The organism is Nocardiopsis tropica (genome assembly GCF_042660575.1).
Classification (GTDB): Bacteria; Actinomycetota; Actinomycetes; order Streptosporangiales; family Streptosporangiaceae; genus Nocardiopsis; species Nocardiopsis tropica.
In genome coordinates this window covers 261,367-273,575 of the sequence record NZ_JBHSUF010000002.1, presented here as the reverse complement: position 1 = coordinate 273,575, position 12,209 = coordinate 261,367, and the positions used below count along the sequence as shown (strand labels likewise).

At 73.2% G+C, this 12,209-nt stretch carries 8 protein-coding genes and 2 pseudogenes; 7 read left to right on the top strand and 3 right to left on the bottom strand.

The features are described from left to right. Window positions 1–73 precede the first annotated feature (73 nt). Both ACFQBR_RS03820 and ACFQBR_RS03815 read left to right on the top strand, forming a co-directional pair. Window positions 74–787 (top strand): annotated as a pseudogene (locus ACFQBR_RS03820) (ribonuclease Z); the annotation flags it as partial. Between the two features lie 176 nt (window positions 788–963). Next, entirely contained in the window at window positions 964–3,945 is a 2,982-nt protein-coding gene (locus tag ACFQBR_RS03815; RefSeq protein WP_344185432.1) for a Tn3 family transposase, read from the top strand. 32 nt (window positions 3,946–3,977) lie between these two features. On the opposite strand, the gene ACFQBR_RS03810 is transcribed toward ACFQBR_RS03815, so the two are convergent. Beyond that, entirely contained in the window at window positions 3,978–4,706 is a 729-nt protein-coding gene (locus ACFQBR_RS03810) for a TetR/AcrR family transcriptional regulator (protein ID WP_344185433.1), read from the bottom strand. Window positions 4,707–4,748: 42 nt separating this feature from the next. After that, window positions 4,749–5,969 carry an FAD-dependent monooxygenase gene (locus ACFQBR_RS03805; protein WP_344185434.1) on the bottom strand — a complete coding sequence of 407 codons (1,221 nt, stop codon included), beginning with the start codon at window positions 5,967–5,969 and terminating at the stop codon, window positions 4,749–4,751. 320 nt (window positions 5,970–6,289) lie between these two features. Here ACFQBR_RS03805 and ACFQBR_RS03800 point away from each other — a divergent pair, with 320 nt between their 5' ends. The 5 genes and pseudogenes from ACFQBR_RS03800 to ACFQBR_RS03780 all read left to right on the top strand — a co-directional run bounded on the left by ACFQBR_RS03800 (window position 6,290) and on the right by ACFQBR_RS03780 (window position 10,428). Continuing rightward, the gene (locus tag ACFQBR_RS03800; RefSeq protein WP_344185435.1) at window positions 6,290–6,865 is read left to right on the top strand and encodes a recombinase family protein; all 576 of its coding nucleotides are present in this window, start codon (window positions 6,290–6,292) and stop codon (window positions 6,863–6,865) included. Window positions 6,866–6,926: 61 nt separating this feature from the next. Continuing rightward, window positions 6,927–7,145: pseudogene (locus ACFQBR_RS03795) on the top strand (ribonuclease Z); the annotation flags it as partial. Window positions 7,146–7,287: 142 nt separating this feature from the next. Further along, the gene (locus tag ACFQBR_RS03790; protein WP_344185436.1) at window positions 7,288–8,568 is read left to right on the top strand and encodes a purple acid phosphatase family protein; all 1,281 of its coding nucleotides are present in this window, start codon (window positions 7,288–7,290) and stop codon (window positions 8,566–8,568) included. A 178-nt stretch (window positions 8,569–8,746) separates the two neighbouring features. Further along, on the top strand, window positions 8,747–9,448 hold the full coding sequence (locus ACFQBR_RS03785; protein ID WP_344185437.1) for an ArsR/SmtB family transcription factor: 702 nt from the start codon (window positions 8,747–8,749) through the stop codon (window positions 9,446–9,448). Between the two features lie 32 nt (window positions 9,449–9,480). Next, entirely contained in the window at window positions 9,481–10,428 is a 948-nt protein-coding gene (locus ACFQBR_RS03780; protein ID WP_344185438.1) for a DMT family transporter, read from the top strand. A 54-nt stretch (window positions 10,429–10,482) separates the two neighbouring features. On the opposite strand, the gene ACFQBR_RS03775 is transcribed toward ACFQBR_RS03780, so the two are convergent. Then, window positions 10,483–12,132, bottom strand: a complete 1,650-nt coding sequence (locus ACFQBR_RS03775; protein WP_378552079.1) for an FUSC family protein — start codon at window positions 12,130–12,132, stop codon at window positions 10,483–10,485. Window positions 12,133–12,209 lie beyond the last annotated feature (77 nt).

Sequence of the window (12,209 nt, the reverse complement as noted above, 5' to 3'; positions counted from 1 at the left end):
CCGCCGGCGGGACCCCGGCCACCGACCCCCGGGGCGGCCGGGGCCCCGCCACGAATGTGGCAGCATCCCTGTCATGTCCGTACGCGAACTCGTCGTCCTGGGGACCTCCAGCGCCGTGCCCACCCGCCGCCGCAACCACAACGGCTACTTCCTGCGCTGGGACGGCCACGGCATCCTGTTCGACCCGGGCGAGGGCACCCAGCGCCAGATGCGCACGGCCGGGCTCGCCGCCACCGACATCACCCGCATCTGCCTCACCCACTTCCACGGCGACCACAGCCTGGGCCTGCCCGGCACCCTCCAGCGCATCGCCCGCGACCAGGTCCCCCACACCGTGCGGGTCTGCTACCCCGCCCAGGGCGAGGAGTACTGGCGCAGGCTGCGCCACGCCACCCCCTTCCGCGACACCGACGCCGTCCTGCCCCAACCGGTCGGCGGCCTGGGCGCCTGCCTACTGGGCGAGGAGGACCTGACGCTGACCGCGTTGCCGCTGCGCCACTCGGTCCCCGCCTACGGGTACCGGCTCGCCGAGCCCGACGGGTGGCGGATGCTCCCCGAACGGCTGGCCGCCCACGGGGTCCGCGGCCCCCTGGTGGGACGCCTGCAGCGCGAGGGCGCGGTCACCACCGGCGACGGGCGCCGGGTGGAACTGGCCCAGTGCGCCCGCCCGCGCCGCGGCCAGGTGTTCGCGTTCGTCATGGACACCGCCGAGTGCGAGGGCGCCCTGGAACTGGCACGCGGCGCCGACATGCTGGTGATCGAGTCCACCTACCTGGACACCGAGGAGGGGGGCGAACCAAGTAAGCCCGAAAGGGGCAACGCCACCCCCTGAGCCCGTCGCGAAACACTGAGAGGCGCTGATCTCTCCCCGGCCGGTTGCGGTTCGGTGAACCCCCTGCGGCCCCGCCCGGCCCCCGGCTACGGTGTGCGCGTTCACCACCCCCTGGTCGAAAAGGACTGCCGGTGACCTCCATCGAGCGCACGGCCTACCCCCGGTTCGCCAAGCTGACCTCCGCGCGAATGCTGCACGCCTCCTTCACCCCCCAGAGCGACGAGATCGACTGGGCGCGCGGGCACACCAACAGCCCCCAGGCGCTGCTCGCAGTGCTGGTCGCGTTGAAGTGCCATCAGAAAATGGCACGCTTCCCCGCCGCGGGTGAGGTGCCTGATGAGGTGGTCGACCACGTGCGCCGCTGCCTGGACCTGGACGCCGAGGTCGAGCCCGACCACGGGGCGGGGCGCACCGCCAAGTGGCACCGCAAGCAGATCCGCACCCGGCTGGGCGTGACCTACGACCCGGTGCGGGCCCGGGCGGTGGCCGCCCAAGCGATCGCAGAAGCCGCCCAGGCGCGCAACAACCCGCCGGACCTGATCAACGTCGCGCTGGACCGTTTGGTGGAAGCCTCCCTCGAACTGCCGGGGTTCTCCACCCTGAACGAGATGGCCACCCGCATCACCGAGCGGATGGGCGAGCAGGGCCAGGCCCGCCTCCAGGCTCTGGTGAGCGTGGCCGAGGACGGGTACTCGATGTTCCATCGGCTCAAGAAACCGGCGCAGCGGGCGTCGTGGTCGCGGTTCAAGGCCCAGGCCGCCCACCTGGCCCAGGTGGACGAGATCGGGGACACCGACCTCTGGCTGGAGGGGGTGGCGCCGACCAAGGTCGCGGACTTCGCCGGGGAGGCCGCGGCCCAGGACGCCGACACGCTCTCGCGCTACGAGCCTGTCAAGCGCCTGGCGCTGGTGGCGTGCTTGGTCCACGCCGCCCGGATGCGGGCCCGCGATGACCTGGCCGAGATGCTGTGCAAGCGGGTGGCCTCCAATGTGAAGAAGGCCAAGACCGAGCTGGAGGAGATCCGCCACCGGCAGCGGGCGGTCAACGAGCACCTGATCGGCACCTACCGGGGTGTGCTGGAGCACCTGGATCCCGCCACCCCCGAGACTGCGGCCGAGCGGGCTGAGCGCGCTGCGCAGGTGGTGGAGCAGGCGGGCGGGTTCGACGCCCAGTTCGCCGACATCGAGGAGGTGTCGGCCTTGCACGGCGACAACCACGAGGTGCTGGTGCACCGGTTCTTCCGCAAGGACCGGGCGGTGATGTTCGACCTGGTCGAGAAGCTGGAGTTGACGGCGACTTCCTCGGACGACTCGGTGCTGGTCGCGTTGGAGCACGCCCGGGAGTACGCGGCCAAGCGGCGCGACTTCATCCCGCTGCCCCCGCCCACCGACCCCGGCGACCCCGCCTCGGGGGTCGGCTTCGCCTCGGGCAACTGGCGGCGGGTGGTGTGCGACCGGCGCCGCCCGGGCATGGTGGAGCGGCGCCACTTCGAGGCGATGGTCTTCTGCTATCTGGCCGAGGAGCTGCGCACCGGCGATATCGCCGTGGCCGGGTCGAACGAGTACGCCGACTGGACCGAACACCTGTTGCCGTGGGAGGAGTGCGAGCGCCGCCTGGAGGGTTTTTGCGCCGAGGTCGGCCTGCCCGCCACCGCGGCGGGGTTCGTGGACCACCTGCGCAACCGGCACCTGGACGCCTCCCGGGCCCTGGAGGTGGGGTACGCCGACAACGCCGACCTGGTCATCGACGAGGGTGTGCCCCGGCTGAAGAAGCGCCGCGGCCCCGGCTCGGCCCAGGCGGTGGAGCGGCTGGCTGCGGCGATCGAGGCCCGCCTGCCCGAGCGGTCGCTGCTGGGGATCGTGGGCCGCACCGCGCACTGGCTGGGCTGGCACCACCGGTTCGGGCCCGCCTCGGGATCGGACCCCAAGCTCAAGGACCCACTGGACCGGTACGCGCTGGCGGTCTTCACCGGCGGCATCAACATCGGCCCCACCGAGGCCGCCCGCCACATCGCCGGCGTCACCGCGCGGGAGCTGTCGATGGTGCGCAACCGCCACATCGACATCGCCAAGGTCAACGCCGCCATCGGCACCGTGGTGGGCGCCTTCAACGAGTTGGACGTGGTCAAGGCTTGGGGGGACGGAACCTCGGTGGCCGCTGATGGCACCCAGGTGGCCACCTACGTCGACAACCTGCTGGCCGAGACCTCGATCCGCTACGGCGGGGTCGGCGGCATCGCCTACCACTACGTCGCCGACACCTACGTGGCCCTGTTCTCCCGGTTCATCCCCTGCGGGGTGTGGGAGGCGGTCCACCTGATCGAGGGGTTGCTGTCCAACACCTCCGAGGTCAAGCCCTCCACTGTGCACGCCGACACGCAAGGGCAGTCGGCGCCGGTGTTCACCCTGGCCACCCTGTTCGGGTTCGACCTTTTGCCCCGGATCCGCAATTTCGCCGACCTGACGTTCTTCCGCGCATCCGACAAGGTGCTCTACCCCGGCACCGAGGAGCTGTACGGCGAGAGGGGCCGCAACCTGATCGACTGGCGGCTGATCGAGCGGCACTGGCGCGACCTGATGCAGGTCGCCCTCTCCATCAGCGAAGGCCGGCTGTCCTCGGCCGCGCTGATGCGCCGGCTGCGCTCCAACTCGCGCAAGAACCGTATCTACAAGGTGTTCCGCGAGGTGGGCCGGTCGGTGCGCACGGTGGCGCTGCTGCGCTTTTTGAACGACCCGGCGCTGCGCTCACGGATCACCGCGGCCACCAACAAGGTCGAGTCCTACAACGCCTTCTCCGCCTGGCTGCGGTTCGGCAACGGCGGGGTGCTGGCCGACAACGACCCCGTCGAGCAGGAGAAGCTCATCAAGCTCAACACCCTGCTGGCCAACCTGGTCATCTTCCACAACGCCCTGGACATCGCCGACATCGTCCGCGCCCTGGTGGCCGAGGGGTGGACCATCACCGCCGAGGACCTGGCCGGGCTTTCGCCCTACCTGCGCGCCCACATCCGCCGGTTCGGCGCCTACGCCACCGACGAACTCGGGATCGAACCGGAGGCCTTCGAGGCCGCCCTGGCCGAGATCGACTTCACCGCCTTGGACCTGGCCGCCTAGAACAGACCTGGCCACAGCAGGCGTGGGTGCGATCAACTCCGGGGCGCGCCCACGGCCAGTGACCGCAGGTGCTCGACGATGTCGGCGCATACCCGGTCGAAGACGACCAAGACCTTCTCGGTGGCCGCCTCCAGTACCGCTTCTGCGGGTTCGGAGTCCACCTCCAACAACGTGGTGACCGTCTCGGCCAGGACCAGGCCGGGGTCGCGGTCGATGGGCGGTCCGGTGAAGACCGCCCTGGTCTCCACTTCGAAGAACCCGTTCAGCAGCGCGTGCAGCGCGTAGGCCTGGTCGCTCAGGGCCCGGTCCTGGCGGACGAGACCGTACTGGCGCAGGACATCGAGCACCGCTGTGCACAGGGCCGCGGGCGCGGCCCGGGCGAAGACGTCCCTGCTGTCGGTGTGGTAAGCCATCAACCGCAGGGCGTCCTCGTCACCGGCCTGAAGGCGCCGGTTCAACGGCGGGGTGAGCATGGTGTGCAGCAGCAGAGCCGTCAGGCGTCCGGGCCGCACCAGGCCCGGATCGGCCGCCAGGGCTCGGCGGACCTGGTTCAGGCCCCCCACCAGCTCGCGGCCGAACAGGTCCAGTAGCAGGTCCTCCTTGGTGGCCCAGTACAGGTACACGGTTCCCTTGCCCACCCCGGCGGCACGGGCGATCTCGGCGATGGTGACCTTGCGGATCCCGTGGTCGAACACCAGCTCGCGGGTGGCTCTGAGGATCCGGGTGGCCTTGGGCGAGTCGTGCTCGACCGGCTGAGGCATGGGGATCGTCCTTCCTGGGTCGTGGGCAGGCCCGGTAAGCCGTCAGGGCGCGGCGATGTCCAGGGTCTTCATCTGGAAGTCCTCGCTCTTGGACATCTGTTTCTGCAGGACCGTGCCGATCAGCGGCGCGTTCCTCAGCCGCATCATCGCAGTCCGCCGACGCTGCTGGGGCCGGTCGCCGGGGGTGAAGAGCTGGCGCATCTGCATGCCGCTCTTGAGCTGGTGGGCGATGAAGGGTGACAGGCGCTTGTGCCAGGAGTCCAGGGCACGGTCCAGGTCGTCGGGGTGGCGGTCGAGCATGGTGCCCAGCAGTTCGGCGCCGGCCATGGCGGTGGAGGCTCCCATGCCCGAGTACAGGGTCAGGCACCAGGCGGCATCGCCCAGCAGCACGACGCGGTTGTGGTGCCACTGCTTCATCCGTACCTGGTGGACGGAGTCGAAGAGGAAGTCCTCGGCCTGCTCGAACTCCTCCATCAGCGGGCCCAGGACCGGCCCGGGGGCGTCAGGTCCGAAGGCGGCGCGCACCGAGTCGATGGGCGCGCGGGTGAACTCGGCGTCGATGTCGTCGGTGCGCCAGGAGAAGAGCAGGCCCGGGGCGCGGTCGCCGAAGGCGAAGGTCCAGGCGGAGCGGCCCGGTTCGGCCATCACCACGGCGTCCTGGGAGCGGAAGCCCTCCAACGGTTCGCGCATGAGCGTGGCAGCGATCATGTAGTTCAGGGCGTGCAGGTGGTTGGCGTCGGGGCCGAAGACCAGGCGGCGCACGGTCGAACGCATCCCGTCCGCGCCCACGACCAGGTCGAAGGTCTCGGTGGTCTCGGTACCGGCGTCGGTCTCGCGCAGGGTCACGTGCGCGGCCCCGGCGTCCTGGCGGATGTGCACGGGCACGGTGGCGTAGCGGATCTGCACGTTCTGGGGCAGGGCCTCGAACAGGGCGCCCTCGATGTCGCCGCGCAGCACCAGGCGCGGATGGCCGGGCAGTTCGCCGTAGGACATCCCCTTGCTGCGCCTGCCGGCGCGGTCGACCTCGTAGCCGGCGGTGTCAGGGGCGGTGCGGTCACCGATCTGCTCCAGGACCCCCAGTCGCTGGGCCGTGGCGACGCCGGTGCCGAACACACCGACGAAGTAGCCGCCCGAACGCCGCGAGGGGGCGCGTTCGACCACCACCGGCTCCCAGCCGATCTGGTGCAGCCGCAGCGCGGCAGCGGCCCCGGCGATACCCAGCCCGACTACCAGCGCACGCGGTTTGCGACTCGTGCCCGTCATATCTTTCGTCCCTTCATCGGAGGCTGTCCGCCCCACGGTAGAACCAACTGACCAAAATACCCAAATAGTCAGTTTGTGGCGTGGGGCACAATGCCCCTCCGGGGGGATCGGCCCGGGCTTGGGCGGTGGCATTCCTCGCGGTGAGAGCGACTGGGCGCGCAGATGCTTCGGGTGTCGTTCAAACGGTCGATTGCCGAACGCCACCGGCCTGGGGCGGGCCGGTGGCGTTCTTCCAGGACACGGTGTTCATCAACCCGTTCGTTCACCCGGCGGTCCTACCCTGGATTCCGAACGCGTTTTCCGAACGCCGGGAGGTAGGGATGGCGCTGGTCGGACTGGTGCGGGTCAGCACGAGCAAGCAGGAGACCCGACGCCAGCACGCGGACCTGGACCCGATCTGCGTCAAGGTCTTCGAGGAGAAGGTCAGCGGCAAGCTCAAGGTCAGCGACCGGCCCGCCTTGAAGGCCGCCCTGGACTACATGCGCCCCGGCGACATGCTCACCGTCCAGGAGGCCGACCGGCTGGGCCGCAACCTCCTCGAAGGGCTGATCGTGCTCAACGACCTGTTCGAGCGCGGCGTGGCGGTCAAGATCCTGGACGGCATCGCCGCCGGCGAGCACACCGAGCGCAGCCTGATCCTGGACCTGGCGCTGGCCCTGGCCGAGGACCGCCGCCGCGACATCGTCCGCAAGACCAAGAGCGGCCTGGAATCGGCCGCCCGCGCCGGGCGCAAGGGCGGACGCCCCCGCGTGGTCGATGCCGACAAGCGCCGCGCGATCCTGGCCCGCCGCGCCGAGGGCCAGTCGCTGAGGCAGATCGCCCGCGGCGTCGGGGTGAGCCTGGCTGTGGTGCACGGTGAGATCAAAGCAGCGGAGAACAACCCCGAGCCGCAATAGCTCTCAGCTACCCGACGACCTGCCCATTGCCCCTTTCGGGCTTACTTGGTTCGCCCCCCAGGAGGGGCTGGCCGCCTCCTACGGGCACCTGACCGCACGCCAGGCCGGGCGCATCGCCGCCCGGGCGGGGGTGCGCACCCTGGTGCTGACCCACATCTCCGAACGCTACGAGCAGAGCGAGGACCCGCTCTTCGCCGCCCAGGCCGGCCAGGAGTTCGACGGCCGCATCGTCCTGGCCCAGGACCTGGACCGCATCCCCCTGCCGGCCCGCGACTCCTGAAGGGGCGCCCCCGCGCGGGGCGGGCGCGCGGGCGCCGAGTTCACCGGCCGGACACGGAGGAGCGCCGGGCGTTCACGCACCGTTGCGGCAGGGTCGCTACGTTCGCACCGTCAGCGCACCCGGCAGAAAGGCCCGGCACCCCATGCCCGCCTCCCCCCGATCCGCCGCCCGCCGCACCCTCGCCCTCCTGAGCGGCGCCGCCCTGGCGATGGCCGCACTCCCCGCCTCCCCCCACGCCCTGGCCCAGACCGTCCCCGAACGCGTCCTCCTCTCCCCCACCGCCGACCCCTCCACCTCCCAGACCCTCACCTGGCGCACCGCCGAGGCCGGCGACCAGGTCCTGGAGATCGCCCCCCGGACCGACCCCGACCAGGTCACCCGCGTCCCGGCACGCACCACCGCCCGCATCGGCGGCACCTACCACGCCGCCACCGCCACCGGCCTGGAACCCGACACCGCCTACCGGTACCGGGTCGGCGACGGGGCCGGCGCCGACACCCCCTGGCGCACCCTCACCACCCCCGCCCAGGACGCGCAGCCCTTCGACTTCCTCTACTTCGGCGACATCCAGAACGACATAACCCGGGGCGCCGCCCCCGTGGTCCGCGCCGCCCTGGCCGCCGAACCCGACGCCGAACTGGCCGTGCACGCGGGCGACCTCGTCGACAGCGCCAACAGCGACTCCCAGTGGGGGGAGTGGTTCGACGCCTTCGGCGCCCAGGCCACCGGCGGCATCAACCACATCGCCGCCCCCGGCAACCACGAGTACTCCGGCGCGAACCTGAGCGGCCACTGGGCCCCGCAGTTCCCCGGCGCCGCCAACGGGCCCGACTCCGGCCGCGACCTGCCCCGGACCGTCTACCACACCGACTACCAGGGTGTGCGCTTCATCGTCCTCAACTCCAACTACCGCAACGCCGCCCCGCTCAACGCGTCGGCGTGGCTGCGCACCCAGCAGCAGTGGCTGGAGCAGGCCCTGAGCCAGAACCCCCACCGGTGGACCGTGGTCACCTTCCACCACCCCGTCTTCTCCAACAGCCCCGGCCGCGACAACGCCCCCCTGCGCCAGGCCTGGCTGCAGACCCTGGAGGAGTACGACGTGGACCTCGTCCTGCAGGGCCACGACCACTCCTACAGCCGCGGCAACCTGGTACGGAACCGCACCGGCGACCCCGACGTGCAGACCGGCCCCGTCTACGCGGTCACGGTGACCGGCCCCAAGATGTACGACGTCGGCGACGGCAACTGGACCGCCAACGGAGCCGAGGCCCGCGTACAGCTCGGCCACACCCAGACCTTCCAGGCGGTGTCGGTGGACGGCGACACCCTGCGGTACCGGGCGCGCACCGCCCAGGGCACGGTCGTGGACTCCTTCACCATCGTCAAGGACCAGGACGGCAAGCGCGTCACCGACACCCTCTGACCCCCGGCCCTCCCTCCAGGGGTGTCCCCGTGTTCGGGCGGGGACACCCCGCCCCCGGGGCGGCAGGAGCCTCCCGCACACGGCGCGCCCCCGGGCACGGCGCCCCGCGGACCACCTGCCCGCACCCGCCCGGACGCTTCGTCCGCGAACGCACCGTCCATGACGCATCCTGGAGGACATGCACGCTCCCGACGGATCCCGCCTGGCCGCACTGGCAGCACTCCTGGCCGACCCCACCCGGGCCGGGGTGTGCCTGGCCCTGCTGGACGGGCGCGCCTGGACCGCCGGGGAACTCGCCCGCCACACCGGTGTGGGCGCCTCCACCATCAGCGCGCACCTGACCAGGCTCACCGAGGGCGGCCTCCTCGCCCAGGAACGCCAGGGCCGCCACCGCTACGTCCGCCTGGCCGACGCGGGCGCGGCCCGCCTGGTCGAGACCCTGGCCTCCCAGGCCGCCCCCGCCGCCGACCCCCCGCGCACCCTGCGCACCTCACGAGCCAACGAGGCCCTGGCCCGCGCACGCACCTGCTACGACCACCTGGCCGGACGCCTGGGCTGCGCCCTCACCGACGCCATGACCCGCCGCGGACTGCTCCGCCAGGACACCGGGTTCGCCCTCACCGAGGACGGCCTGGCCTGGTTCGGCGACCACTCCATCCCCCTGGAGCGCACCCGCTCACGCCCCCTGGCCCGCCCCTGCCTGGACTGGACCGAACGCCGCACCCACCTGGCCGGGACCGCCGGAGCCGCACTGTGCGCCCACGCCCTCCACGCGCGCTGGCTCACCCGGATCGGCTCGGGCCGCGCCCTGAGGATCACCGACCGGGGGGCGCAGGCCCTGGGGGAGGCCCTGGACCTGGACGCGGACACACTTCGCTGACCGCCGCAGCGTCCGCCCCCTACCGTCCTCCCATGACCTCCTCGCCCACCCCCCGCCACCGGGCCGCCCCGGCAGCCGCAGGCCTCACCGTGCTGCTGTGGGCCTCGGCCTTCGTCTCCATCCGCAGCGCCGGGGAGTTCTACTCCCCCGGCGCCCTGGCCCTGGGCCGCCTGGCGGCCGGCTCCCTGGTCCTGGTCGCACTCCTGGCGGCGACCCGCACAGGCCTGCCCGCCCGCGCCGCCTGGCCGGGCATCGCCGCCTCGGGCGTGCTCTGGTTCGGGGTGTACACGGTCGCCCTGAACCGGGGCGAGCGCGAGGTCGACGCGGGCACCGCCGCCATGGTCGTCAACCTCGGGCCGATCCTCATCGCCCTGCTGGGCGCCGCGTGGTTGGGCGAGGGGCTCCCCCGCCCGCTGCTGTGGGGGACCGCGGTCGCCTTCACCGGCGCCGTGGTCGTGGGGATCGCCACCGCCGGAACCGAGGACGCCTCCGTCCTGGGCGTCCTGCTGTGCCTGGTGGCCGCGGTGACCTACGCCGTCGGCACGGTCTGCCAGAAGCCCGCGCTGCGCCACGCCTCCCCCCTGCAGGTCTGCGCGTTCGGCTGCCTGGTGGGCACGGCCGCGTGCCTGCCCTTCGCCGGGGACCTGGCCGCCGAGGCGGCCCGCGCCCCCGCCGCGGCCACGCTCAACATGCTCTACCTGGGGGTGTTCCCGACCGCGATCGCCTTCACCACGTGGGCTTACGCCCTGGCGCGCATGCCCGCGGGCCGGCTGGGCGCCACCACCTACCTGGTGCCGGTCCTGGTGGTGGTGCTCTCCTGGGCGGCCCTGGGGGAGACGCCCGCGCCGCCGGCGTTCGCGGGAGGGGCCCTGTGCCTGGCCGGGGTGGCGATCTCCCGCCGCCGTTCGCCCGCACCGCCCTCCCCCGCGCACGAGGGCCCGCCGACGGCGCCCTCCCCCGGCCGCGCATCAGGTGCGTGAGCGGCCCGCCTGCGGGCCGACGGTCCCCCCGCGCGAGGAGGCGGCGCCCCGGCCTCAGCCGCCGCGGGGGGCGTCCAGCAGGGCGCGGGCGCGCCGGTGCAGGTCCTCGACCTCGCCCGTGCGCGCCGCCCCGCGGGAGCGGGGCTCGCCCGAGGCCAGGGCGTGGGCCTCGCGCAGCGCGACCAGTGCGCGGGCCAGGCCCCGCCGGGCGGCCGGGTGGGCGCCGCCCTCCCGCTCCAGCGCCAGGCGGGCCCGCTCCCCCTCGGCCAGGGCGGCCTCCAGGTGCTCGTCGGCCCTGCGGTTGGCCAGCACGGCGCACACCACGATGCCCACCGCGGCCCCCAGCACGGTCGCCCACAGCCGCTCGGCCGCCAGGTCCTGCGCCCCGCCCGTCGGGTGGGCCAGCCCCGACAGGGCCAGGGTGAGCGGGGTGACGAACACGATCGCGTAGGAGTAGTTGGTGACCACCACCATCTCCGCGGCCATCTGGCACAGCACCACCAGCGCGATGACGCCCAGGGGCGAGTAGTCGAAGGAGAAGAGCACGGCCGCCAGGGCCACGCCCACGAGCGTGCCCAGGGCGCGCTGCAGGGTGCGGTGCCAGGTGGTGGTGACGTCGGTGGCCTGCAGGACCGACCCGGCCGAGACGGCCGCCCAGTACCCGTGGTCCATCCCCGCGGCCCAGGCCAGGGCCCCGGCGAGCAGGGAGGCCAGCCCCACCCGGGCCACCGAGACCGGGGTGGGCGAGGGGGAACGCAGCGCACCGCGCAGGCGCTCGGCCGCACCGGGCGCGGGGGTGCTGTGCCGGCGCAGGTGCTCGGCGTGGGCGGCCAGGGCGGCGCGCTCTCGGCCCGCGACCAGGGGCCGCACCCCGCGCTCGCGCCGTGTGCGGCGGGCGAGCTCGCCCATCTCGGCGGCGGCGCGGGCGTCGCCGAGGGCGTCCCCCGTGCCGCCGAGCAGGGACTCGGACCGGGCGGTGAGGATCTCCAGCGACTCCAGCACGGGGGCGCTCCCCGGCCGGGCGGGGCGGGTGCGGGAGAGCAGCGTGGTCCAGGCGTGCTGCACGGCGGACTCGGCGGCGGCGCGGGTGGCGCCGGTGGGCCCGCCCAGGTGCCGGGCCAGGGCGTACAGGGCGCGGGAGACCGCCAGGCGCTCGGGGGCGGTGGGGTGGACCAGGGCTCCGGCCACGGCCGCGGCCCAGCACAGGGCGGCGGCCGCCGCGGTGACGGCCACCTCCAGGGGGAGCGCGGCCAGGGTCTGCGGGTTGTAGGCGGCCACACCGGTGGCGAAGACGAACATCAGCCCCGCGGGGGCGCCGAAGGCCAGCGCGTCGGAGAGGTACTTGGCTCCGGCGGCCACCAGGGAGCCCGCCAGGACCGCGGCCAGGGGGTGGGAGAACAGGGCCGCGGTGAGCCCGCCCACCGCCACCGCCAGGGTGAGGGCGGCGCCGACGACGGCAAGGACCCGGGCGCGGCGGGCGTAGGTGTCGTCGCGCGCGTACAGGGCGGTGAAGCAGCCCATGGCGGCGTAGGGCGCCAGGTCCACGCGCCCCAGGGCGTGGAGCAGCAGCAGGGGCAGGGCCACGCACGCCCCCGCGCGCAGGGCGGTGAGGGTGACGTTGCCGTGGACGCGGCGGGGGGCGAAGGCCCCGCGGACACCGAGGACGCCGCGCAGGGACGCCACCTTGGACAAAAAGTAATTCACAAGTAAATTATATTAGGGTGGTCCACCGGCACACACCACCCGCGGAGAGGGAGACCTCCCCCACCAGGAAGGCCACC

Excerpts from the sequence above, each read along its gene's own strand:
- ACFQBR_RS03810 (WP_344185433.1), bottom strand. The coding sequence starts at position 4,706 with ATGCCTCAGCCGGTCGAGCACGACTCGCCCAAGGCCACCCGGATCCTC.
- ACFQBR_RS03805 (WP_344185434.1), bottom strand. The coding sequence starts at position 5,969 with ATGACGGGCACGAGTCGCAAACCGCGTGCGCTGGTAGTCGGGCTGGGT.
- ACFQBR_RS03800 (WP_344185435.1), top strand. The coding sequence starts at position 6,290 with ATGGCGCTGGTCGGACTGGTGCGGGTCAGCACGAGCAAGCAGGAGACC.
- ACFQBR_RS03790 (WP_344185436.1), top strand. The coding sequence starts at position 7,288 with ATGCCCGCCTCCCCCCGATCCGCCGCCCGCCGCACCCTCGCCCTCCTG.
- ACFQBR_RS03785 (WP_344185437.1), top strand. The coding sequence starts at position 8,747 with ATGCACGCTCCCGACGGATCCCGCCTGGCCGCACTGGCAGCACTCCTG.
- ACFQBR_RS03780 (WP_344185438.1), top strand. The coding sequence starts at position 9,481 with ATGACCTCCTCGCCCACCCCCCGCCACCGGGCCGCCCCGGCAGCCGCA.